Source organism: Clostridium sp. OM05-6BH, from assembly GCF_003481635.1.
In the GTDB taxonomy this organism is placed as follows: domain Bacteria; phylum Bacillota; class Clostridia; order Lachnospirales; family Lachnospiraceae; genus Butyribacter.
Genome location: NZ_QULH01000013.1, coordinates 1 through 24,957, shown reverse-complemented (window position 1 = coordinate 24,957; position 24,957 = coordinate 1). Strand labels below are relative to the sequence as shown.

The following is a 24,957-nucleotide window of genomic DNA, read 5'->3' as shown; positions in this document are numbered from 1 at the left end:
GTGAAACATTTACTCCTCTTCTTTTCCTCGATTTATAACCTCATCTGCCAGACTTCTGTAACCATCTGCCCCCGCAGATTTTGGCTCATAAAGATTTATTGGAAGTCCATGACTTGGTGCTTCCGCCAATCTTACATTTCTTGGTATTATAGTTTTATAAATATTTTGATGAAGATTCTGTTTTACATTTTCAACTACCTGCAATGAAAGACAGGTTCTAGCATCATACATTGTAAAAACAACACCTTCTATTTCCAATTTATTATTAAGACGTTCCTTAACAAGCTCAATGGTATAGATTAGTTCACTCAATCCTTCTAACGCATAATATTCACACTGGATTGGAACAAGAACCGTATCTGCTGTTGTCATTGCATTAACGGTAAGTGTATTTAAGGAAGGGGGACAATCAATAATCACAAAATCATAATTATCACGAACTTTATCAACTTCTTTTTTTAAAATAAATTCGCGATCTTCAACTCCAATTAATTCAATTTCAGCGCCTGCCAAACTACGTTCAGACGCAATTACAGAAAGACCAGGGACAATTGAAGGAGTCATAGCCTCCCAAATTGTAGTTTCATTCGTCAACAACTGATAACTTGTATGTTCCACTGTTGATTTATCAATACCCAATCCACTAGTAGTATTTCCCTGCGGATCCATGTCAATTGTTAATACTCTCTTTCCTTTCTCTGCTAGACAAGCAGACAAATTAATTGCTGTCGTTGTTTTACCAACGCCACCTTTTTGATTTGATATTGCGATTACCCTTCCCATATATTCCTCCATAGTTTTACAATTGTATTGATCAAAGTGAGCATATCTACACTACTCCTTATTTTTCATAAGGACATTATCATACTTTGCATCACCAAATAACTGAACTGCCTAAGCAGTTTTCTTCGGTCTTAGAAAATGTTTCACGTGAAACATTTCACCATTTAAGTATATCATATTTTTCAAAAAAGAACCACTATCAAAGTGGTTCTTTTCTTGGTTTTCCACCTTGCCGAGGATACTTTTTTGCGCATTTGTTAATTTTATCATAAATAACAAATTTTCTATCCATATCCGTATTTGGCAATTGAAAATCAATAGAAATATTCAATTTACATCCTAATATTTTCATAGCATTTTGTGCACCGGATAATTCTTCTTCCACCTTACCGGATTTATATGAAATAAATTGACCACCAACTTTTAGGAATGGCGTACAGTATTCTAACAGAGTAGACATGTTAGCCACAGCCCTTGAAACAACATAATCAAATTTTTCACGATATTCTTCTTTACGTGATATTTCTTCAGCTCGTCCATGTATGGTAATAACATTACTCAAGTTACATAGATTGCACACTTCATTTAAAAAGTTAATTCGCTTATTCAAAGAATCCAATAATACAAACGAAGTCTGCGGATTCATAATAGCAAGAGGAATTCCTGGAAATCCTGCCCCTGTTCCAATATCAATAACTTTTTTTTCATCGAAATCAGTATACTTCATGATATATATACTATCAATGAAATGTTTCAACACAACATCCTCTTTTTCTATGATTGTCGTTAAATTCATTACTTTGTTTTTTTCCACCAAAAAACGATAGTAATCATCAAACTGTTGTAACTGTGTATCTGTTATATCAAGCTCTATTTTTTTACAATAATCACTTAATAAGTCAATCATATCATTCCTCATTTCTACTACAATATATTTATGGTAAATATTTCTTACAGTCGGTAAAAAATAATAAATCTATACAAGTACTAATTAACCATTACAGTTTTTTCTGATTGTAATGTTCCAGATAAATCAGTAAAACAGAAATATCTGCGGGAGAAACACCGGATATTCTCGATGCTTGACCAACTGATGTCGGACGAAGATCGTCCAGCTTCTGAACAGCCTCCTTACGAAGACTGTTTACTTGTGTATAATCAATATCCTCTGGAATTTTACGATTTTCCAATTTTTGATACTGTGCCACCTGTTTCTGTTGTCTTGTTATATATCCCTCATATTTCAAGGAAATATTTACCTGTTCACAGACATCCTCAGGTAAATTCTGTCTGTCTTCATCAATTGGTGCCAAAATATCATATGATAATTCCGGTCGCTTTAATAAATCAGCTAATGTGGAACCCGACTGTAATAACGTACTACCATATTGTTCTAATAATTTTTGAACTTCCTTTTTACCACCAATTGTAGTATGCTGCAATCGTTGTATTTCTTTTTCAATCATTTTCTCCTTGATCAATAATTTTTCATAGCGGCTATCGTCAATCAATCCGACCTCGTGACCAATTTTTGTTAATCGAAGATCTGCATTATCCTGACGCAAAAGTAAACGATATTCTGCTCTTGATGTCATCATACGATATGGCTCATTCGTTCCTTTTGTAATGAGGTCGTCAATTAAAACTCCGATATATGCCTGTGAACGATTTAAGATCAAAGGATCTTTTCCTTGTAATTTTCTTGCGGCATTAATTCCTGCAATAATACCCTGTGCACCAGCTTCTTCATAGCCAGAACTACCATTTGCCTGTCCCGCACTAAAAAATCCACTGATCTTTTTATATTCCAAGGATGCCTTTAACTGCGTTGGATTTATACAATCATACTCAATAGCATATGCATTTCTCACAATTGTTGCATGTTCCAATCCCGGTACAGAATGATACATCGCATATTGTACATCCTCGGGAAGAGAACTTGACATTCCGCCAACATACATTTCGTTTGTATAATTACCCTCCGGCTCCAGAAAAACCTGATGGCGTTTTTTATCTGCAAAACGAACTACTTTATCCTCAATTGACGGACAATATCTTGGTCCTGTCCCCTCAATATCCCCAGAGTAAAGTGGTGAACGATTTATATTATTACGTATGATATTATGTGTATTTTCATTGGTATAGGTCAGCCAACAAGATACCTGTTCTCGCTCTAATTTTTCCGGTGTATTTGTAAATGAAAAAGGTACCACTCTTTCACTTCCCTTTTGCTCTTCCATCTTTGAAAAATCTATAGTTCTTCCATCTACTCGCGCAGGTGTTCCTGTCTTAAAACGGCGAACTTCTATTCCAAGATCAATCAGATTTTGTGTCAGATGATTTGCTGCAGTTAAACCGTTTGGCCCGGTATATTGACTAACGTCCCCATAAATACAACGTGCTCTCAAATATGTTCCCGTACACATTATAACAGCCTTACATGGATAAATAGCATCTGATGTTGTTTTAACTCCAACAACACATTTGTTTTCCACCAATATTTCTGCAACTTCTCCTTGTTTAATAACCAAATTATCTGTATTCTCTAGAACATGTCTCATGGAATTACTATATTCTTTTTTGTCTGCTTGTGCACGCAGTGAATGTACTGCAGGTCCTTTGGACATATTGAGCATCTTAGATTGTATAAATGTTCGATCAATATTTTTTCCCATCTCACCACCAAGTGCATCAATTTCTCGAACAAGATGTCCTTTCGAGCTTCCTCCAATATTTGGATTACACGGCATCATTGCAATACTATCAACACTAACTGTAAATACCAATGTTTGCATTCCTAATCTTGCGGAGGCAAGTGCTGCTTCACAACCTGCATGTCCTGCACCAATAACAACAACATCGTACTCCTCGTATGTATATGACATAGTCCACTCCATTCTGCTAATTTATTGCTTAGCTTTCCTATTCAACCAATTTAAACCCACTATTTTCCCATACAAAATTCTTCAAAGATCTTATTTACCAAATCTTCCGTTGCTGTATCTCCATTAATCAATCCTAATTGTTGATAAGCTTCCATCAAATCAATAGTAAAAAAATCTTCCGGCATTCCATCCTTAATACTTTGTTCTACACGATGCAATGCATTCACTGCCTGCATAACAGCATTTTTGTGTCGAATACTTGTAAGACATATTTGATCGTTGAATTGCAGATCTCCCCGTTCAAACTTGTCCGTAATATATTGTTCCAATTGCTGCAATCCCTGTTTTGTCTCATTGGAAAATGCTATCGTATCCCATGAAAGTTTATCTTTCAAAAATAGTTCGGATACTTTTACTTTTAGGTCTGCTTTATTCAAAAGAATAATTCCTTTTTTCTGTGCGATCAACGGAAGAATCTGTTCATCTTCATCAGACCATTCTTCACTTCCATCAACCACAAATAGAATAAAATCAGCCTGCTCAATATATTGTTTTGCTCGATCAACACCAATTTTTTCAACTGTATCTTCCGTATTATGAATACCTGCAGTATCTATTAAATTAAGCATCAATCCACCAAGCCGAACTGACTCCTGTAAAGCATCTCTAGTTGTTCCTGCAATATCTGTTACGATTGCACGATCTTCATCCAGCAAAATGTTCATCAAAGAAGATTTTCCGGCATTTGGTTTTCCAACAATGACTGTATTAATCCCCTCAGATTTCATTCTACCATTTTCAAAACGATCCAATAATCTTTGCAAAGAAACAATCTGCTGCTCTGTTTTATCAAATAATTCATCAGAATATCCCGTCAGATCATAGTGTTCCGGATCATCCAAAGCACTTTCAATACGTCCCATCTCATATAAAATCTGTTCTCTGATCTGCTGAATATATTTTGATACAGACCCCTCCAACTGTTTTACAGCACTTTGTAATGCAAATTCATTTTTAGATGAAATCATTTTCATTACTGCTTCTGCCTGTGATAGATCAATACGTCCATTCAAAAAAGCCCGTTTTGTAAACTCTCCCGGCTCTGCCAAAAAAGCACCTTTTTCTAATAAAAGCTGCATAACTCTCTGTAATATATAATTGCCACCATGGCAATTAATTTCGACAACATCCTCTCGCGTATAAGTTGCAGGCGCTTTCATAACAGAAACCATAACTTCATCTACAACCTCATTATTACCATCTATAATAAATCCATAATGAATGGTATGCGATTTCTGTTGTTGGAGATATGATTTATCTATCAATGCTTCATTTTCTTCGTTATTAAATTTTCCCGGATGAAAAATCGAATCAACAATCTTCATTGATTCTGATCCACTTACACGAATGATGCCAATCCCGCCACCTGCAGCACTAGCAATTCCAACAATTGTTTTTTCTTCCATTGCTGTCTCCTATTTGTCTTATTACAAAATGTGTAAATCTAAATCCACCTTTACATTATTTAAAAACTATTTCAATTGAAAAAGAAAGGAGCCAAACCAGCCCCTTTCCTCGATTCCTAATGCTATTATTCATTATCCTGAACATCTTCAGAAGAATCTTTCTCATACTCATCATATTTCTTCTGATAAGAATTATTATATTTTTTACGGTATCCTCCGTTATTTCTTTTTCCATAACGAGAATTGCCATAAGAATATTTTCCACGACGCTCATAACCTGTATCCACACCCGGCTTCAATGTAATTACCACTTTGCGATATGGCTCATCTCCCTCGCTATGTGTTTCAACATATTTATCCTTCTGCAAAGCAGAATGAATAACTCGACGCTCATAAGGATTCATTGGCTCTAAATATACCGGTCTGTGAATTCTCTTAACTTTATGTGCTAAGTTGTGTGCTAAATTTTCCAGTGTTTCTTTTCTTCTTTCACGATAATTTTCAGTATCAAGCTTTACTTTCATATAATCTTCTGTATTACGATTAATAACTAAACTAACCAAATACTGAAGAGAATCTAAGGTAATTCCGCGCTTACCGATCAAAATACCCATCTCTTCACCAGAAAGATCAATGTTCATCTGATTTTCAACTTCATCGATCGTAATTTCAATGTTTACCTGCATTCCCATTGATTGGAACACCTTGTCCAAAAAATTAGAAGCGATAGCATCCAAAGAAAGTTTTACGCGAGCACGAATCTTTGCAGGTTTGCTGATCAATCCTAACAATCTGCTTGATCCTTCCTCAATTACTTCATATTCCAACTGATCACTTGATGTCTGCATAGATACAACTGCATTTGTTAATGCCTCATCAACTGTTTTTGCTGTAAACTCCTGCCATTCTGACATAATAAACCTCATTTCTGCACACTCTTTCACGTATCTTTTACTTCATGCCAAGTGTACGTAGACATAAAGTAAATTACTATTTGTTATCATTATTGTCTCTTGCAAGCATATTTGCATAAGAAGCAATACTTCCCTCTTTATATTTTTTATTTGTTTCCGGCCTTTTATAATCCTTTTCTGCTAAAGATTTCTTCGGTCGGTTTACTTTCTTACGCTGCTGCGTTGTCTTTGTTGTAGTATTAATGTTGCTTGTACGCTGTTTTGTCACATCTGAAAAAGCAGTATTGGGATCAATTCCAAGTCTTTCATACTTTTTCTTTGCCTTTTCTGTATTTTTTGCAATAATTGCATCCATATCAGTATGCTTAAAATATGCATCAATAGCCAATGTCTGCAATATACGAAATACATTGCCGGCAACCCAATAAATACCAACACCAATTGGGAACATAAAGCACATTACACCAGATACATATGGCATAACTTTATTCATCATATTCATGGATGCCATCGCAGTATTATCGGAATTCTGTGTCTGTGGTGTCGATGCCATACTAAGCTTCATGCTTATAATCTGAGTAATTACAGATAATATCGGAATCAATACACTGGCAGATAATGCTGCACCTCCGATAAATGGAATAACCGGCAGATCTGAGATATTAAGACCCAAAAAGGAATTAATATGAAATGCCTGACTTCCTACATCAGATACCATGTCAGCAATTGATGAAAATCCCTTGCTATTGCATGTATTCGCCAAACTATCCCATGCATCCTGATTAAACTGTCCTAACACATCTATATAATAGTTAAGTGCAGAACTCTTCGCACTAACTGCATTCTGAATAACATACGTCTTACTGTTTGTCATCTGACTCAGATCAGAAACGCTAATTCCTAACTTACGAACAGATTCAGCCACGTTTGTGTACATATTATATATTGGTGTTACATATGCCGGTATATTATATATAACGCGATACAAAGCAAAAAGAATAGGCATTGTGATCAACATTGGCAAGCATCCGCTTGCCGGGCTTACCCCATATTTTTGATATACAGCCTGTGTCTCCATTGACATCTTTTGCTGAGATGCCTGATCTTTTTTATTTTTATACTTTTGTTGAATTGCCATGATCTCCGGATTCATAATACTGGACATCTTAGCAAATTTCTGTTGTTTTAATACTAAAGGAAACATTAATAAGTTTACAATAAAAGTAAACAATATCATGCAAATTCCTACATTCTCAATTCCAAGTTTTGACATGAACAGATACAGCCATTCCAAAATCTGTCCAAGCATCCTAGCAATCGGTCCCAAAATGGATCCCTGATAGGTCGTCAATATAACATCAACCATTCTAATTAATCCTCCTGATTTAACAGGGCAAGCTACGGTACCGGATCATATCCACCTTTCGCAAACGGGTGGCATCTCAATATACGTTTTATACTCAAAAAACTCCCCTTCATAAAACCATACTTCTCTAATGCCTCTATTGCATATTGTGAACATGTTGGCGTATAGATACATGTAGGTCTTCCTTTCAAGGGAGATATTATCTTCCGGTATACCTTTATTAAAAAAATCAACGATTTTTTCATTCTAACATCATCTCACTACTATATTGTGCAGCTTCCCCAAATGTAATACAGCACTCTCAATTTCCTGGCATTTTCTGCCCTTTGCCGTATTTCTAGCTATTATTACAATATCATATCCATTCTCAAACTTCTCCACATTCAAACGGATACTTTCTCTTATCAACCTGGTAACCCTATGCCTTACAACACTGTTTCCAACTTTTTTACTGACTGTAATTCCGTATCTGTTTCTGTCCAGGTCATTCTTACGAACATACATAACTAAATACCTGTTGGCATAGGATTTTCCATGGCGATATGCTTTCAAAAAATCACTATTATTCTTAATTGATTCAAACACAATAATCCCTCTGCAAAAGCAAACTTAAAGTAAGGCTACTTTATAAGAAGAAAAGGTCACATAAATGCGACCTATGCAGATAACTTATGTCTTCCTTTTGCTCTTCTGCTTGCTAAAACCTTACGTCCGTTAGCTGTCTGCATTCTCTTTCTGAATCCATGAACTCTACTTCTGGATTTCTTCTTAGGCTGAAATGTCATCTTCATACTCAAAACACCTCCTTCTTCAAAATTAACACATCATGACTCAACAGGACTGTCCCTGAAAAATCACATACAAATAAAATGCATAAAACGCATACAGCCCATATTATAACGGTAAATGCCCATTTCGTCAAGCATATTCTAGCTATAACTCTAATTTTTCCTACAAACTGAAGTAAAAAGTTTGTTTACTTGTTAATGAGCCTCAGATAAGAACAAATGAATCAAATTGTAAAATGTGAATTATTCCACTCATTATCCACAATATAATGCACATGTTAATAATGTGAATTTAAAATTCACATCACAATAAACTAAATTTTAATCTTATATAATAGGAAGAAACTCATTTCCATTTATTTTATTCTACACACGAAGTATCATTAATATACACATTATACAGCAATAGTATTTAAACGAAAAAATCCTTGAATTTTCATAGTTCTACATCAGTAGACAGAATGCATGTTCTGTATAAAGTTATAAACACACTATACACATTTTGTGAATAACTTTTTGTTTTGTCCTAATTCAATTCACAGTTATTAACAAAGTTATTCACATTATCCACTTTTTAATATAAAAATAACGTAAAATAGGGGCTTTTAACAGTTTTACACAGTTATTAACAAATTTTGTGGATAACACACTAATAACTGTGGATATTATACTTTTTCATTTTATCCACAATTATTCACAAAAGGCTATTCTTATTATTGACATCAAATTGCGATGAAATTGTCTTCAATGATAATTTATTTATGTGCGAAGTTTGCTTTATAACCCATCTTAGAACTTGTAATTTTCCCTTATTTGATATAAAATAATGTTATATGGTGCAAAATAGGCTTTTTCTCCGAAAAATGGCTGTATAAGCCTTATAATGCATTTATATAAGTAATGATTATTGTTGGAAAAGAGGGAAGTTACTGTGAAAAACGAACTTTACGAAAAATGGGATGATATTTTAGAAAATATGAAGACGGAATTTGAGATATCTGCTCCTATCTATCGCACTTTCGTTAAAACCTTAAGCATTTACCATGTGGAGGGTAATAAGCTTACTGTTTTGATCGATGACGTAAAGATTGGAAACAGTAAATCCTTCGTTGAACAGAGATATTCGCTGTTTTTAGCAATCTCGATTGAAGAGTTTACTGGGATTCAATATGATATTTCTTTCGTATCACGTTCAGAATTAGGTCAGCAAAAAACTGATGATCCTGAAAAGAAAGAAAAGAAGCATAATAATCCAACGATCAATTCCAAATATACGTTTGACACCTTTGTCGTTGGTGATAACAACGATTATGCACACGCAGCAGCATTAAAAGTTGCTGAAGAGCCTGGTGACACATACAATCCGCTTTACATTTATGGTGGACCGGGACTTGGCAAAACGCATCTTATGCATGCAATTGCTAATTATATTCAAGAACACGATGCAAGTAAAAAGGTTATATACGTAACCAGTGAAACCTTTACAAATGACATTGTCGATGCTGTCCGTGACAGCCATCATAATGAACATACAATGACAAAGCAGGAGTTTCGCAATAAATACCGCAACGTTGATGTTCTATTGATCGACGATATTCAATTTATTATAGGTAAGGAATCTACTCAGTTGGAATTTTTCCATACCTTTAATCATTTATATGAATCGCAGAAGCAGATCATTATCTCCTCAGATAAACATCCTTCTACGATGACAACATTAGAAGAGAGACTTCGTTCCCGTTTCGAAATGGGGCTGACTGTAGATATTAAGGCTCCTACCTACGAAACGAGGATGGCTATTTTAAGAAAAAAAGTTGCTGAAGAAAATATAAATATTGATGATTCTATTCTCGATTATATTGCCAGCAACATTATTTCCAATATTCGAGAGCTACAGGGAGCAATTAATAAAGTGCTATCCTTCTCAGATTTTTGTAATACAGAAATCACCTTGGAATCTGCTAAAAAAGCATTGGTAGACATCATCAATCCTAATATGAAGCGGCAGATTACCATTGATTATATTATGGAGACTGTAGCAGATCATTTTCATATTACAATGAAAGATCTCCTCTCCTCCAAAAGAAACTCCAATATTGTTTATCCAAGACATATTTGTATGTATCTGTGCCGGCAATTGACAAATAGCACATACGAAGAGATTGGAAGCAAAATTGGTAATCGTCATCACTCAACCATTCTTCATGGGGAAGAAATCATCAAAAAGAAATTAGATGAGGGTGATGAAGAATCTATCAAGACGATTGATGTTTTGACCAAAAAGATCGATCCTCAATAACAAGTAACATTATAATAGGTAGAAACACCGTTTTCTTTCCTATCGTTTTGTTCCGATAATAGCTTATTCTCTGTGAATATGTGGATATATTATTGACATATCGACATTTTTTGTGAATAAAGCATAAGCTCGATTTAGCAGCAAATTTTCGGATTGTGTATAAAAGAATGGTTTTTCACAGAAATCAGAAACTTATTTATGAACTTGTCCTAAAGCTTCGATTCAATGATTTCTAAGGCTAAAACCACTTTTCCTCAAATCCACAACCCCTACTACTGCTACTACTGAAAAATATTTAAATATTATTTATTTATTTTTCTCTGATTTTTGAAAGGAGTTATAAACATGCATATCATATGTGACAAATCCAAACTCATTGAGGGAATGAATATTGTTATGAAAGCAATTCCCGGTAAAACTACAATGATGATTTTGGAATGTGTAGTTATAGAAGTAAAAGATAATCAGATCAAATTGATTGCTAATGATCTTCAATTGGGAATTGAAACTTTGATTGATGGTGAGATTAAGCAGGAAGGATCTGTTGCAGTTGGAGCTAAGGTATTTTTTGAAATTATACGTAAACTCCCATCCGACAATGTATCCATCACGGTAGATGAAGACTATCATATGAATATTAGTTGTGGTAAGGCAAAATTTAATATTATGGCAAAAGCAACGGACGAATTTCCGTATCTGCCTAATATTGTCAAAGATAAAAACGTAAATATCTCTCAATTTACACTCAAAGATATTATACGTCAGACTGTGTTTTCTATTTCTGATAATGAAAATGCGAAAGTCATGACTGGTGAGTTATTTGAGATTCACGACTCTGAGTTGAAAGTTGTATCCTTAGATGGACATCGTATTTCTATTCGTAAAGTAAAATTGAATCGGTCCTATGATGATGTTAGTGTTATCATTCCGGGTAAGACGTTGATCGAAATCAGTAAGATCATCAACGGTGGAATGGACGATGAGGTTTCTATTTTCTTTACAGATAAACATGTATTGTTTGAATTTGAAGATACGATCGTTTTGTCCCGTCTTATCGAAGGAGAATATTATAAAATTGACAAGATGCTCTCTACGGACTACGAGACGAAAGTAACCGTAAATAAGAGGAAAATGTTAGAATGCATTGATAGATCTACGCTTCTTTTGAAAGAATCCGACAAAAAACCGGTTATTATTGATGTTCAGGATGATTATATGAAATTTGCCATGAATTCAGCAATCGGTTCGATGGATGAGGATATTGATGCTTCAAAAGAAGGAAAAGATATTTTGATTGGTTTCAATCCTCGCTTTCTCATGGATGCACTGCGTGTTATTGATGAAGACGAGATTACAATGTATATGATCAATCCAAAAGCACCATGTTTCATTAGAGACCAGGAGGAAACCTATATTTACTTAATTCTTCCTGTCAACTTTAATGTGTGATAATAAGGAGGAATGCTTAAATGGAGGCAATTGAGATCAGTGATGAATTTATTAAACTTGGTCAGGCTTTGAAGCTGGCTGGATTAGTATCCTCTGGTGTAGAAGCTAAAATTATGATTCAAAATGGTGAAGTTACTGTAAATGGGGAGGTTGATACAAGACGCGGACGTAAATTGTATCCGCAGGATAATTTTTGCTATCAAGGGCAGGAAGTTACAGTAATAGGTGAATCATAATGAAATTAGAATCCATTGAGGTGGGTAATTTTAGAAATTATGAAAATGCCAAGTTGGAATTTCATCCAAAGACCAATATTCTTTATGGGGATAATGCGCAAGGAAAGACAAATATATTAGAGTCTATCTATGTTTGTGCAACGACCAATTCTCACAAAGGAAGCAAAGATAAGGAATTAATAAGGTTTGGTGAAGATGACGCGCACATACGTATGTTTCTCACTAAACGAGAAATGACTCATAAGATTGATATGCATTTGAGAAAGAGCAAAGGAAAAGGAATTGCTATTGATGGTGTTCCGATCAAACGCTCTAGTGAATTAATGGGTCTTGCACATGTTATATTTTTTTCTCCGGAGGATTTAAAGATTATAAAAAATGGTCCGTCCGAGAGAAGAAGATTTGTAAATATGGAATTGTGTCAGTTAGATCCTTTGTATTTGTATGATCTGGCTGAATACAATAAGGTGCTTATGCAGCGTAATAAACTGCTAAAGCAGATATCCTTTTCGCCATCTTTGGAAAGTACTTTGTCCATATGGGATGAGAAATTGATCGAGTATGGAGAAAAAATCATTGTAAGACGGCAGCAATTTGTGGATGAATTAGATAAAATTGTTCTTCAAGTTGCAAAAAATCTTACCGGAGAGAAGGAAATTATAAAAACATTGTATGAACCGGATGTCTCTGTAGGAAACTTTGAGAAAGCTCTAGCTGAATCAAAGGAAAGAGACATGAAGTTTTGTTCTACAAATGTCGGACCACATCGTGATGATCTGTGTTTTATGAATGGAGAATTGGACCTGCGCAAGTTTGGTTCTCAGGGACAACAGAGAACTTGTGCATTGGCATTAAAACTTGCAGAAATTGAAATTGTAAAAAAATCATCACAAGATTGTCCAATATTATTATTAGACGATGTTTTGTCTGAACTCGATAGAAATAGGCAAAACTATTTGTTAGATAGTATTCATGACATACAAACCATAATCACCTGCACCGGTTTGGAAGAGTTTATTGATAGCCGTTTAACGCTTGACAGGGTTTTCCGAGTGAAAGAGGGAACAGTGACATTGGAAACAAGGTAAAGAAATGGAGAAAACTATGGGAACAGAAGTGAAAAATGAATATGGAGCGGATCAAATTCAGATTTTGGAAGGTCTGGAAGCAGTACGTAAAAGACCGGGAATGTATATTGGAAGTACGTCTACCCGTGGTTTGCATCATCTCGTTTATGAGATCGTTGATAATGCGGTCGATGAGGCTTTAGCCGGATATTGTACAGAAATCGAAGTGACGATCAATAAGGATAATTCCATTAAAGTTATTGATAATGGACGTGGTATCCCGGTAGGTATCAATCACAAAGCAGGTCTGCCTGCGGTTGAGGTCGTATTTACGATCCTTCATGCCGGTGGTAAATTCGGTGGTGGGGGATACAAGGTATCAGGTGGATTGCATGGTGTTGGTGCTTCGGTTGTAAATGCTCTTTCGGAGTGGCTGGAAGTTACCATTCATCAAAATGGCAAGATGTATCGTCAAAGATATGAACGCGGAAAAGTAATGTATCCACTGAAAGAAATTGGAGAAACAGATCATACCGGTACAGAAGTTGTATTTTTGCCGGATAAAGAAATTTTTGAAGAAACAGTATTTGATTATGATACACTACGTCAAAGACTTAGAGAAATGGCATTTTTGACAAAAGGATTAAAGATTATTTTGATTGACCGTCGTTTGGAAGAACCAAAGATTCGTTCGTTCCACTATGAGGGTGGTATCAAAGAATATGTGTCTTATTTGAATAAACAAAAAGATGCTTTGTATGAAGATGTTATTTATTGTGAGGGACAGAGAAATGATATTTATGTTGAAGTTGCAATGCAGCACAACAGCTCTTATCAAGAAGGAACTTACAGCTTTGTAAATAATATTACGACGCCGGAAGGTGGAACACATTTAACAGGTTTTAGAAATGCATTAACTAAGACGTTTAATGATTATGCAAAGAAAAATAAAATTCTGAAAGATAGCGATGCAAACTTAGCGGGTGAAGATATTCGTGAAGGATTATCAGCTATTATCAGTATTAAAATATCAGAACCGCAGTTTGAGGGACAGACAAAGCAGAAATTAGGTAATAGTGAGGCAAGAGGTGCCGTTGAATCGGTGGTAACCGAGCAGCTTACTTATTTCTTAGAGCAGAATCCTGCAATCGCTAAGATTATTTGTGAAAAAGCTGTCGTTGCACAGCGTGCCAGAGATGCAGCACGTAAAGCCAGAGATCTCACAAGAAGAAAAACTGCCCTTGAGGGAAGTGCTCTTCCCGGTAAATTGGCAGATTGCAGTGATAAAGATCCGAAAAACTGTGAGATTTACATCGTAGAGGGTGATTCTGCAGGTGGAAGTGCCAAAACTGCAAGAAATAGAGCAACTCAAGCGATTCTTCCATTGCGTGGTAAAATTTTGAATGTAGAAAAATCACGCTTGGATAAAATTTTGGTCAATAATGAGATTAAAGCAATGATAACTGCATTTGGTACAGGAATCGGCGATGATTTTGATATTAGCAAGCTTCGTTACGATAAGATTGTCATTATGACAGATGCCGATGTAGATGGTGCACATATTGCAACATTGATGCTGACATTTTTATATCGATTTATGCCGGAGTTGATCAGACAAGGACATGTTTATCTGGCGCAGCCGCCATTGTATAAAGTCGAAAAAAATAAAATGATTCGTTATGCTTATGATGATAATGAATTGAATGAAATTTTGACAGAGATAGGACGAGACGGCAACAACAAGATTCAACGTTACAAAGGTCTTGGTGAGATGGATGCAGAACAGCTTTGGGATACTACGATGGATCCGGAAAAACGTATTTTGCTCCGTGTTAATATTGGAGATAATTCGGAAGCGGAAATTGATCTGACGTTCAATACACTTATGGGAGATAAAGTGGAACCGCGTCGTGAATTTATTGAAGCAAATGCAAAATATGTGAAGAATTTAGATATTTAATGGTTGAGTAAGTATTGGAGGACAAGATGGACGAAAATATTTTTGATAAGATTCATGAAGTGGATCTAAAAGAGAAAATGGAAACGTCATACATTGATTATGCCATGTCTGTTATTGCTGCAAGAGCTTTGCCAGATGTAAGAGATGGTCTAAAACCTGTACAAAGACGTATTCTGTATGCAATGGATGAGTTGAATAATGGACCGGATAAGCCTCACCGTAAATGTGCACGTATCGTTGGTGATACAATGGGTAAATATCATCCACATGGTGATAGCTCTATTTATGGTGCATTGGTAAATATGGCACAGGATTGGTCAACCAGATATCCTTTGGTAGACGGCCATGGTAACTTTGGATCTGTCGATGGCGACGGAGCAGCCGCAATGCGTTATACAGAGGCAAGATTAAGCAGAATTTCTGTTGAAATGCTTGCAGATATTGGCAAGGATACAGTTGACTTTATACCAAACTTTGATGAAACGGAAAAAGAGCCGACAGTATTACCATCCAGATATCCAAATCTATTGGTGAATGGTACTTCCGGAATTGCCGTAGGTATGGCAACTAACATTCCACCACACAATTTGCGTGAAGTGATCAATGCCGTTGTACAGATTATTGATGATATCAAGGAAGATAAAGAAACAACCATTGAAGAGATTATGCAGATCATTAAGGGACCGGATTTTCCAACAGGTGCACAGATTCTTGGTACACGTGGTATTGAGGAGGCATATCGTACCGGTCGTGGTAAAATTCGTGTCCGTGCTGTGACAGAAATTGAGCCTATGGATAACGGCAAAAATAGGATCGTAGTAACGGAATTGCCGTATTTGGTCAATAAAGCACGTTTGATCGAGAAAATTTCAGAATTACATAGAGATAAAAAAGTAGATGGTATTACGGATCTTCGTGACGAGACAAGTCGTGAGGGAATGCGTGTATGTATAGAACTTCGCCGCGATGTTAATCCAAATATTGTATTGAATCAATTGTATAAACATACGCAATTGCAGGACACATTCGGTGTCATAATGTTAGCTCTTGTTAACAATGAGCCGGTTGTTATGAATATTATGCAGATGCTTCAGTATTATCTGAAACATCAGGAAGAAGTAGTTACTCGTCGTACAAAATATGATCTGAATAAAGCAGAAGAAAGAGCACACATTTTAGAAGGTTTGCTGATCGCTTTAGATCATATTGATGAAGTAATTAAAATCATTCGTGCTTCCAAGAATACTGCGGAAGCTAAAAATTCATTGATAGAACGCTTTGAACTTACTGATGCGCAGGCACAGGCAATCGTTGATATGCGTTTGCGTGCTCTGACCGGTTTGGAAAGAGAAAAGATTGAAAATGAATATGCAGAATTGCAAAAGAAGATTGAAGAATACAAAGCAATCCTTGCAGATCGAAAGGTATTATTGGGAGTGATCAAAGAAGAGATTATTTTGATCCGCGATAAATATGGTGACGAGCGTAGAACATCAATCGGTTATGATGAGTATGACATTTCCATGGAAGACATGATTCCACATGAAAATACGATCATAACAATGACAAAGCTTGGATACATCAAGCGCATGACCGTTGATAATTTTAAGAGTCAGCATCGTGGTGGCAAAGGAATTAAGGGAATGCAGACGATTGAAGATGATTATATCGATGATATGATCATGACAACGACGCATCATTATATCATGTTCTTTACCAATACGGGACGCGTTTATCGAATTAAGGCTTATGAAATACCAGAGTCAAGTCGTACAGCAAGAGGAACTGCTATTATCAATCTGCTGCAGCTTATGCCTGGAGAGAAGATCACAGCGGTCATTCCTTTCAAAGAATACGAAGAAGATAAATATTTGTTCATGGTTACGAAGCGCGGTATTGCTAAAAAGACACCGATATTAGAATATTTTAATATCCGTAAATCAGGACTGCAGGCAATCAATCTTCGTGATGATGACGAGTTGATTGAAGTTAAGATCACAGATAACAAGAAGGATATTATCATGGTAACAAAGCATGGACAGTGTATTCGTTTCCATGAAAAAGATGTCAGAACTACCGGCAGAAATTCTATGGGCGTTATTGGTATGAATTTGTCTTACGATGATGAAGTTGTAGCAATGCAGTTAAATACACAGGGAACACAGTTGTTACTGGTATCTGAGTATGGAATGGGCAAATGTACCAACATTGAAGAATTTACACCACAGCATCGTGGCGGTAAAGGAATTAAGTGTTATAAGATTACCGAAAAAACCGGTAATGTTGTTGCTGCAAAGGCAGTAAATAGTGATAACGAAGTAATGCTTATTACAACAGAGGGAATCATTATTCAGATCATGGTGGATGAGATTTCTATCTTGGGACGAATCACATCAGGAGTCAAACTGATTGATCTGGATCCGAATAAGGAAATTGTTGTAGCAAGTATTACAAAGGTTAGAGATGTTATCCCAGAGGATATAAATTAATACCGAAGCAACGATAATAGTTGGTCCGGCAGTAATGTCGGACCAAAAGTGTTTAGAAATGAGGAGAGTTATGAGAACAATTACAACAGACACTATTATTCAAAACATCAAGGAAATGTGTATTGAAGCAAATTATTCTTTAACGTCGGATGTAAAAGATAAATTATATCAGGCAGCAGAAGAAGAAAATTCTCCCTTGGGCAGACAGATCCTTTCGCAGTTGAAAGAAAATTTACAGATTGCGAAAGATGATGAAATACCGATTTGTCAGGACACAGGTATGGCAGTTGTATTTTTAAGAATAGGACAGGATGTCCATATTGAAGGACAAAATCTTGAGGATGCTGTGAATGAAGGAATCCGGCAAGGTTATATAGAAGGATATTTAAGAAAGTCAGTTGTATCGGATCCTATTTTGCGTGAAAATACCAAAGACAATACGCCGGGTGTTATTCATTATGAGATCGTAGCAGGTGAAAATATCGAAATCACGGTAGCTCCAAAAGGATTTGGCAGTGAAAACATGAGTCGTGTGTGTATGCTTAAACCGGCAGATGGAATTGAAGGTGTTAAAAATGCTGTTATTGAGACAGTTAAAATAGCGGGTCCAAACGCATGTCCACCGGTAGTAGTTGGTGTCGGAGTAGGCGGTACATTTGAAAAATGTGCTATTTTAGCCAAAAAAGCATTAACAAGAGATTTGAATACACATAATGAAATTTCATATGTTGCAGATTTAGAAAAAGAATTATTAGAAAAAATTAATGAACTTGAAATTGGACCGGGTGGTTTAGGTGGAAAAATGACAGCGTTGGGTGTTAATGTTGAAGTATATCCAACACACATTGCCGGTCTTCCGGTTGCGATTAATATGTGTTGTCATGTTAACAGACATGTTCATCGCATCATATGATGAGTCAAAAGTTATGAAGGAGATAAAGTTTGCAGGCTGAGAAAGGAATGTAGGATTATTATGGAAAAATATATCAATACACCAATTGATGATAAAATTGTTTCCGAGTTAAAAGCCGGAGATTATGTATATTTAACAGGAACCGTATATACTGCTCGAGATGCTGCACACAAGAGACTTTATGAAGCATTGCAGCGTGGAGAAGATATTCCATTAGAGCTTCAGAATAATATTATATATTATTTAGGGCCATCTCCTGCCAGAGAAGGTCAGGTTATTGGATCTGCCGGTCCGACAACGAGCAGCCGCATGGATAAATACACACCATTATTGCTTGAAAAAGGACTTAAAGGTATGATCGGTAAAGGAAAAAGATCCGATGAAGTAATTGAGTCCATGCACAAAAATCACGCAGTATATTTTGCAGCAATTGGAGGAGCAGGAGCTCTATTATCCAAATGCATAAAAAAATCAGAAGTAATAGCTTACGAAGATCTTGGAACGGAGGCAATTCGTAAATTGGAGGTAGAAAATTTACCAATCATTGTAGTAATTGATGATGAAAAAACTAACTTGTATAATAGATAGTAACCGTGTATAATGAAAACAAGTTGAGATTCTAAATTTAACATCTGTTGATATAATAAAAAGGGAAAGTTTTACTGTGGAGTGCATGCCGCAGTTGCTTTTGCTTTTTGTTTATATACAATTTTTTAGCAAACTTTTATGGGGAGGAAAGTTGCTTAATACAAATAGAAAGGGGGACGTAGCAAAAACAGTGATTCTTTAGTATACAGGGTGTGAAAAATGTTTATTAAAGAAAGGGGATCAACAAGATGAAGAGAAACAAAAGAATAATGGCAATCATTATGACTATTGCTATGGTTCTGACATCGGCAAATCTGCCTCAGATCAGTATCAAAGCAAAGGCAGCAGTAACACCACCGGCAGAAAATATGAAGGATACAAGCATATTGACGGTAAAGGGAGATGATTTATCATCCAATTTAGGAAATCATGTATCAGGAGAGGCTTATAATGGATATCTCCAGTCTATGACAAAAGCTTCAGCAAATGCGGATTATTACAAAATCACATTTAAGGTAGCAGAGGGAACAGCAGAGGATACAAAGATTGTGACATTCCAGCCATATGATACTTCATATCAAGGATGGCAGGATAACATTATCAAATTATCCGATGCACAGTATGATGAAGAGAATGCACAGTATGTTGCTTATATCAGTGGTGACAAGATTCGTGATTCTTATACGACAGGCGGCAAATTTAACGGTATTAATGTCAGCTTTTGTTAGGCAGAGCCTGCAATTACATTAACCGGTCTTTATACCAGCAAAGTGGTAGATCCGAATGCGACCCCTTCTCCTGAAGAAGTAAGATGGGAAGAAGAGCAGAAAGTTGTTGTATGGGGTGATGACTCTAAGACAACATACGGACATGAGATTATGCAGGATGTCAGCGTACAGGATATCGTTGCAGGTCTTGGCGATGCAGGAAGTAAATTTGCATTCAGCAAAGTAAAAGGACAGAAAGTAACAGTATATATTAAAGTGACAAAATGTTCCAGATACTCACGTATTAAGATCAGTGGTGGTAATCTTGCAGCCAACAGTGTTACTTCCAACAAAGAATTGATCGGTGTTGACAATACGACCAATATGAAAGAAAACGGTGGCAGCGGTTACAAAAATAGTGCACATTTTCTTCATGCCGGATGGGGAACTACAGGTGGTTATGGTTCCGGTATGGGACAAAAAGAAAGTGCTATTTACAAATTTGCAGATTCTAGTGTAAAAACAGGAACGGAAGAATCTGCAGGTGTTCGTCTGAGAAGAATGACTACAGATGTAGAAGCATATATTTGTGGAATTAAGTTTGGTTCTGTAGGATCTGTTACAGTATCTCAGCCGGATGCAGATGGAAAAGTAACATTCAAAGAAGGATTTGATGCTTCTAATGTTGAATCTTGGAATAAAGATGATACTGACGTAGAGCCAAAGCCGGAACCGGAACTTCGCGCTGATGAAGCAAAGGCAATCCAGACCATCATTGATATCTTCAAAGGTTACAAACAGTCTGAAATTTTAGATGAAACAGTTTGGAATACAATTAAGAGTGATATCAAAGATGCAGAAGCATTAGTAGCAGATGAGACATCTCTTTCTAAAGATATCAAGGCTTTAAGAAAACAGATGGAATCTTATACTGCGACGGTAACTGAGGAAATTGACCGCACCGCTACAAGAAATGGTTTGAAAGAGTCTATTGACTATTGCAAGTCATTGAAAGAAGGAGATTATTCTAACAAAGATACATTTGCTAAACTTGCAGATGCTATTACGACAGCAGAAAAAGCATATACTAATGTTTCAGACACAAGATTAAATTATAAAGCAGCAAGAGATACTTTGGAAAAAGTACGTGTTGCTTTGGCAAAGAACGTTTCCACGGAAAGTAGTAATCCGAAAACCTTCCGTATTCTTGACAAGAAAACGGTAACCAAAGAAATGGGTGCCGGTATCAACTTAGGTAATACAATGGATGGAGGATTATATGATTCTTCAGAAACAGGATGGCAGGCATATAAGACAACAAAGGATTATATCAAAGCACTTCATGATGCAGGATACAATACAGTTCGTATTCCGGTAACTTGGGGATCACATATTAACGATGATTATACAATTGACGAAGCATGGATCAATCGTGTACAGGAGATTGTAGATTATTGTGTAGATCAGGATATGTATGCAATTGTTAATATCCATCATGATGGTGCAGCTAACCATGATGATCGTGGTAACAATACTCCAGCATGCTGGTTGGACACATATTCTCAAAATATTGAAAAGGTATATCAGAAATATGAGGGAGTATGGAATACTATTGCAAACCGCTTTAAGGATTACGATGAGCATGTAATCTTTGAGAGCATGAACGAGGTTACAGATGCACATGGAACAGCAACAAACGAAGACGATGCAGTGTTAAACGCATTGAATCAGTTGTTCATTAACACAGTACGTGCAACAGGATCTAATAATACAAAGCGCTGGTTAGCAATTACCGGACGTTTTGCAACAACAGCTGCTATTATAACAATGCCGGAGGACACATTGGCAGATAGCGGTGATCTTGGAACAACAAGATTAATGTTTGCAGTTCATATTTACAAATCTAATAACAATGTTAGATGGAGTTATGATGATTTGAAACAGTGGCAGAGTTCTATGAGTTCCAGCTACAAAAATGTTGGAAATCTTGATGTAAATATGCCGATTTATGTTGGTGAATATGGTGTTAGAACCAAAGCACAGAACGGATCTGCTACAGGATATAACAATGCAGAGAGAGCGCTGAATTATGAAATGTGTGCAGCAATCGCAGACTTTTATAATGCAGTTCCGGTTGTATGGGATCAGGGAACAGGTAACTATTTAGGCGTTGAGACAGAGCAGGGTCTATTCACAGACTGGAACAGACCAGAGTTAAAACCGGTATATGACGATGTTGTACATGGAACGATCCGTGGAACATTGGAAGCAGGAAAGAGCACTGATCTTTCCGAAAGAATGTCTGCGATTTATACAAGTTATGGTCATGCAACGACATCAGACAATAGCGTTTCTAAAGATCCTGAGATCGAGAAAGCTACAGATATTGCGTTGAGTGATACAAAGGTAGAAATCAAAGCAGGCGAGAGAAAAACAATTACTGCAACACCAGACTCTTCTAGAGACATTGTTCTTTGGAGCACAGCCGATGATACAGTAGCAACAGTTTATGATGGGGTGATCCATGCAAAGGCAGGCGGTGTAACAACAGTATATGCTAAGTCACAGTCTGGATCTGTAGAAAAGGCAATTCAGGTAATTGTACAGTCTACAGGTGAAGAAACAGCAACAGCGATCAAAACAGAAAAAGCTTACTATGAGATGACAGAGGGTGACACATTAACATTAAATGCGTCATTAACACCAGCTGACAGCAAAGATGCTATTACATACACATCTTCTAATACATCTATCGCAACAGTAAGCAGTTCTGGTAAAGTAACAGCAGAAAATGCAGGAAAGACATACATTATTGTTAAAGCAGCAAGTGGTGTAAGTACAATTGTTGCTATCAAAGTTAATAAGAAGTCTTCCAGCGGTACAGTAAATGTAACATTAAATGCACTATTTGCTAACGGATTAACAGAAAAGAGTGAGCCGGTAACAATGAATGGTGATGGACAGTATACTTTAACATTTGATTTGGGTAAAGATCTGTCAGATGATGGCGTAAAAGCCGGAATTACCAAGTTAGAAGATCTTACTGCAATCTATATCCGTGATACAAACACATTGAAACCGGTCGTTTCAGCAGCATCGATTCGTTATGATAAGATCACTGTAAATGACAAAGAACTTACCTTAAAGAAACTGGATTCTATGGATGCAGACGGATTCAAGAATTTGCTGAAAGACAACGGACAGCTTGATTCTAATGATCCGATCAATGGATGGGATGGTTGCGCAGTAGAAGAAGTATCCATCAATTCCAGCAAGCATAGCGTAAGTTTTACAGGTGTAGATAACCCAACAAAGATCTCTGTAACATTTACCATTAAGGGAATGAAATTCTTCCCAGGTAAAGAAAAAGAGAAAGAGGCTACAAAGATAGAATCTGTTACGGCAAATAAGATTGTTATGCCGGAAATTGGATCAAGTACAGAAATCGAATTAAATATGACTCCGGTTACAACAGATTCAGAAGTGACGTTCTATTCAACAGATAGTGCTGTAGCGGTAGTTGATAATGCAGCACATACGGTAGATGCAGACGGAAAGATTAAAGTTAATGTAACAGCCGTAGGCAAAGGAACAACTACAATTGTCGGCATCACTGAAAATGGACTTAAGGTATTCTATACGGTAGGTGTAGGTGATATGTCTGCTGATGATTTAGCAGAGCCACAGGATCCAACACCAAGTGGATTAGATGGCAGTGAACCAGAACCAACGCCGACAGTAGAGCCAACAGCAACGCCGACAGTAGAGCCAACAGCAACGCCGACAGTAGAGCCAACAGCAACTCCAACCAACAAACCTGCAGAACCGACATCACCTGCAAATGGAGCTAAAGACCAGAAGATTACAGCACCGGCTAAACTGACGAAAGCAATCAGCAGCAAAGCATTTGCAATTAAAGCAAAGACGGATGGAAATGGTAAATTGACATATAAGTCATCCAATACTAAAGTAGCAGCGATTAACGCTAAAGGTGTTATCAAAGTAAAAGCATATGGAACAACAAATATTGTAATCAATGCAGCAGCAACGAATAATTACAAAGCTGCGCAGAAAGTATGCAAATTAACAGTAACACCAAAGGCTGTTAAAGTTACTAAAGTGACAAGAGCAAAATCCGGCAAGAAGATTTCTTTGAAATGGAAGAAAGACAAGACAGTCAAAGGATATCAGGTTACATACTCTACAGATAAGAAGTTCAAGAAGGGAGTAAAGAAAGTAACTGTTAAAAAGGCTAAGACTGTAAAGAAGACTATATCAAAGGGAATCAAGGCAAAGAAGAAATGCTATGTAAAAGTACGTTCTTATGTCAAAGCTGGCGGAAAGACAATCTATGGACCATATTCAAAGGTTCGCAAGGTATCTGCAAAATAATTAGTCATATCATGATGATAAAATTGCAGATATAATAAGAAGAGGCATGGTTTTATGTAAACATAGAATTATGCCTCTTTTGTTAGCTTAAAATTAGAGGGTTAACAATCTAAAACCATTTATAACATTTATCAGAAAATATAGTTCTATGAAAATAGTGTTTCAACATTTTATTTATGAGAACAACCCATACCGGAAGTAACTGTAAAAACCATATATTGCATATTCGTGCGAGCACAAGCGCACATTACCCTTATTTACACTTACATCATAATATAAAATGAAAAAGAAAAACATCTATATATTGTAGTAGAGAATGAGAATTATAAATAGATATAGAATAAAGAATAAATTTGTAAAAAAATGCAATAAAATTCAAAAATATTGTTGACATAATGGCAACAAATTGATATACTAATTCTTGCTGACGGTAAAGAAAACGTCGTGAGGAGAAATACTCAAGAGGCTGAAGAGGCGCCCCTGCTAAGGGTGTAGGTCGGGCAACCGGCGCGAGGGTTCAAATCCCTCTTTCTCCGTTAGAAATTCTACTTTTTATAACAAAAAAAGAATTTCAAAAAAAATAAAAAAAGTTGTTGACAAGCTCTTCACAGTGTGATAATATATATCTCGCTGACGCACGAGAGAGCGAACAGCA

19 protein-coding genes and 1 tRNA gene are annotated in these 24,957 nt (G+C 36.3%); 11 read left to right on the top strand and 9 right to left on the bottom strand.

Features of this window, described 5'->3' with window-relative positions; all coding sequences use genetic code 11:
* Positions 1 to 9 precede the first annotated feature (9 nt).
* From DXB73_RS10595 to rpmH, 9 genes are all read right to left on the bottom strand, one after another.
* Positions 10 to 783, bottom strand: a complete 774-nt coding sequence (locus tag DXB73_RS10595; RefSeq protein WP_022024104.1) for an AAA family ATPase — start codon at positions 781 to 783, stop codon at positions 10 to 12.
* Between the two features lie 199 nt (positions 784 to 982).
* Positions 983 to 1,690 carry a 16S rRNA (guanine(527)-N(7))-methyltransferase RsmG gene (rsmG, locus tag DXB73_RS10590; RefSeq protein WP_022024103.1) on the bottom strand — a complete coding sequence of 236 codons (708 nt, stop codon included), beginning with the start codon at positions 1,688 to 1,690 and terminating at the stop codon, positions 983 to 985.
* 91 nt (positions 1,691 to 1,781) lie between these two features.
* A complete protein-coding gene (mnmG, locus tag DXB73_RS10585) occupies positions 1,782 to 3,668 on the bottom strand; it encodes a tRNA uridine-5-carboxymethylaminomethyl(34) synthesis enzyme MnmG (protein ID WP_243104066.1) in 1,887 nt (628 codons plus the stop codon).
* Positions 3,669 to 3,727: 59 nt separating this feature from the next.
* A complete protein-coding gene (gene mnmE, locus DXB73_RS10580) occupies positions 3,728 to 5,134 on the bottom strand; it encodes a tRNA uridine-5-carboxymethylaminomethyl(34) synthesis GTPase MnmE (protein WP_118691111.1) in 1,407 nt (468 codons plus the stop codon).
* Positions 5,135 to 5,259: 125 nt separating this feature from the next.
* Entirely contained in the window at positions 5,260 to 6,048 is a 789-nt protein-coding gene (jag, locus tag DXB73_RS10575; RefSeq protein ID WP_118508127.1) for an RNA-binding cell elongation regulator Jag/EloR, read from the bottom strand.
* A 76-nt stretch (positions 6,049 to 6,124) separates the two neighbouring features.
* A complete protein-coding gene (locus DXB73_RS10570) occupies positions 6,125 to 7,414 on the bottom strand; it encodes a YidC/Oxa1 family membrane protein insertase (protein WP_118508126.1) in 1,290 nt (429 codons plus the stop codon).
* A gap of 32 nt (positions 7,415 to 7,446) precedes the next feature.
* The gene (gene yidD / locus DXB73_RS10565) at positions 7,447 to 7,659 is read right to left on the bottom strand and encodes a membrane protein insertion efficiency factor YidD (protein WP_118508125.1); all 213 of its coding nucleotides are present in this window, start codon (positions 7,657 to 7,659) and stop codon (positions 7,447 to 7,449) included.
* Positions 7,660 to 7,666: 7 nt separating this feature from the next.
* A complete protein-coding gene (gene rnpA / locus DXB73_RS10560; protein WP_118508124.1) occupies positions 7,667 to 8,005 on the bottom strand; it encodes a ribonuclease P protein component in 339 nt (112 codons plus the stop codon).
* A gap of 65 nt (positions 8,006 to 8,070) precedes the next feature.
* A complete protein-coding gene (rpmH, locus tag DXB73_RS10555; protein ID WP_022024097.1) occupies positions 8,071 to 8,205 on the bottom strand; it encodes a 50S ribosomal protein L34 in 135 nt (44 codons plus the stop codon).
* Between the two features lie 928 nt (positions 8,206 to 9,133).
* Here rpmH and dnaA point away from each other — a divergent pair.
* The 11 genes from dnaA (at position 9,134) to DXB73_RS10500 (ending at position 24,838) form a co-directional block, all read left to right on the top strand.
* Entirely contained in the window at positions 9,134 to 10,501 is a 1,368-nt protein-coding gene (dnaA, locus tag DXB73_RS10550) for a chromosomal replication initiator protein DnaA (RefSeq protein ID WP_118691110.1), read from the top strand.
* Between the two features lie 345 nt (positions 10,502 to 10,846).
* Positions 10,847 to 11,950, top strand: a complete 1,104-nt coding sequence (gene dnaN / locus DXB73_RS10545; RefSeq protein WP_118691109.1) for a DNA polymerase III subunit beta — start codon at positions 10,847 to 10,849, stop codon at positions 11,948 to 11,950.
* Positions 11,951 to 11,970: 20 nt separating this feature from the next.
* The gene (locus DXB73_RS10540) at positions 11,971 to 12,186 is read left to right on the top strand and encodes an RNA-binding S4 domain-containing protein (RefSeq protein ID WP_118691108.1); all 216 of its coding nucleotides are present in this window, start codon (positions 11,971 to 11,973) and stop codon (positions 12,184 to 12,186) included.
* A complete protein-coding gene (gene recF, locus DXB73_RS10535; RefSeq protein ID WP_118691107.1) occupies positions 12,186 to 13,274 on the top strand; it encodes a DNA replication/repair protein RecF in 1,089 nt (362 codons plus the stop codon). The genes DXB73_RS10540 and recF overlap by 1 nt, the downstream gene beginning before the upstream one ends.
* Before the next feature lie 16 nt (positions 13,275 to 13,290).
* Positions 13,291 to 15,213: a DNA topoisomerase (ATP-hydrolyzing) subunit B gene (gyrB, locus tag DXB73_RS10530; protein WP_118691106.1), complete on the top strand. Its 1,923-nt coding sequence runs from the start codon at positions 13,291 to 13,293 to the stop codon at positions 15,211 to 15,213.
* Positions 15,214 to 15,239: 26 nt separating this feature from the next.
* The gene (gene gyrA / locus DXB73_RS10525; RefSeq protein WP_118507963.1) at positions 15,240 to 17,702 is read left to right on the top strand and encodes a DNA gyrase subunit A; all 2,463 of its coding nucleotides are present in this window, start codon (positions 15,240 to 15,242) and stop codon (positions 17,700 to 17,702) included.
* 70 nt (positions 17,703 to 17,772) lie between these two features.
* Positions 17,773 to 18,615 carry a fumarate hydratase gene (locus tag DXB73_RS10520; protein ID WP_118691105.1) on the top strand — a complete coding sequence of 281 codons (843 nt, stop codon included), beginning with the start codon at positions 17,773 to 17,775 and terminating at the stop codon, positions 18,613 to 18,615.
* A 60-nt stretch (positions 18,616 to 18,675) separates the two neighbouring features.
* Positions 18,676 to 19,203, top strand: coding sequence for a Fe-S-containing hydro-lyase (locus DXB73_RS10515; protein ID WP_022024599.1), 528 nt, complete (start codon positions 18,676 to 18,678; stop codon positions 19,201 to 19,203).
* Positions 19,204 to 19,451: 248 nt separating this feature from the next.
* The gene (locus DXB73_RS10510; protein WP_118691104.1) at positions 19,452 to 19,931 is read left to right on the top strand and encodes a hypothetical protein; all 480 of its coding nucleotides are present in this window, start codon (positions 19,452 to 19,454) and stop codon (positions 19,929 to 19,931) included.
* A gap of 42 nt (positions 19,932 to 19,973) precedes the next feature.
* On the top strand, positions 19,974 to 24,302 hold the full coding sequence (locus DXB73_RS10505) for a cellulase family glycosylhydrolase (RefSeq protein ID WP_118691103.1): 4,329 nt from the start codon (positions 19,974 to 19,976) through the stop codon (positions 24,300 to 24,302).
* Positions 24,303 to 24,750: 448 nt separating this feature from the next.
* A tRNA-Ser gene (locus DXB73_RS10500) sits at positions 24,751 to 24,838 on the top strand.
* Positions 24,839 to 24,957 lie beyond the last annotated feature (119 nt).

Excerpts from the sequence above, each read along its gene's own strand:
- DXB73_RS10595 (WP_022024104.1), bottom strand. The coding sequence starts at position 783 with ATGGGAAGGGTAATCGCAATATCAAATCAAAAAGGTGGCGTTGGTAAA.
- dnaN (WP_118691109.1), top strand. The coding sequence starts at position 10,847 with ATGCATATCATATGTGACAAATCCAAACTCATTGAGGGAATGAATATT.
- DXB73_RS10515 (WP_022024599.1), top strand. The coding sequence starts at position 18,676 with ATGGAAAAATATATCAATACACCAATTGATGATAAAATTGTTTCCGAG.
- DXB73_RS10520 (WP_118691105.1), top strand. The coding sequence starts at position 17,773 with ATGAGAACAATTACAACAGACACTATTATTCAAAACATCAAGGAAATG.
- recF (WP_118691107.1), top strand. The coding sequence starts at position 12,186 with ATGAAATTAGAATCCATTGAGGTGGGTAATTTTAGAAATTATGAAAAT.
- DXB73_RS10510 (WP_118691104.1), top strand. The coding sequence starts at position 19,452 with ATGAAGAGAAACAAAAGAATAATGGCAATCATTATGACTATTGCTATG.
- DXB73_RS10570 (WP_118508126.1), bottom strand. The coding sequence starts at position 7,414 with ATGGTTGATGTTATATTGACGACCTATCAGGGATCCATTTTGGGACCG.
- rpmH (WP_022024097.1), bottom strand. The coding sequence starts at position 8,205 with ATGAAGATGACATTTCAGCCTAAGAAGAAATCCAGAAGTAGAGTTCAT.
- yidD (WP_118508125.1), bottom strand. The coding sequence starts at position 7,659 with ATGAAAAAATCGTTGATTTTTTTAATAAAGGTATACCGGAAGATAATA.
- gyrB (WP_118691106.1), top strand. The coding sequence starts at position 13,291 with ATGGGAACAGAAGTGAAAAATGAATATGGAGCGGATCAAATTCAGATT.
- DXB73_RS10540 (WP_118691108.1), top strand. The coding sequence starts at position 11,971 with ATGGAGGCAATTGAGATCAGTGATGAATTTATTAAACTTGGTCAGGCT.
- rsmG (WP_022024103.1), bottom strand. The coding sequence starts at position 1,690 with ATGATTGACTTATTAAGTGATTATTGTAAAAAAATAGAGCTTGATATA.
- mnmG (WP_243104066.1), bottom strand. The coding sequence starts at position 3,668 with ATGTCATATACATACGAGGAGTACGATGTTGTTGTTATTGGTGCAGGA.
- mnmE (WP_118691111.1), bottom strand. The coding sequence starts at position 5,134 with ATGGAAGAAAAAACAATTGTTGGAATTGCTAGTGCTGCAGGTGGCGGG.
- jag (WP_118508127.1), bottom strand. The coding sequence starts at position 6,048 with ATGTCAGAATGGCAGGAGTTTACAGCAAAAACAGTTGATGAGGCATTA.
- gyrA (WP_118507963.1), top strand. The coding sequence starts at position 15,240 with ATGGACGAAAATATTTTTGATAAGATTCATGAAGTGGATCTAAAAGAG.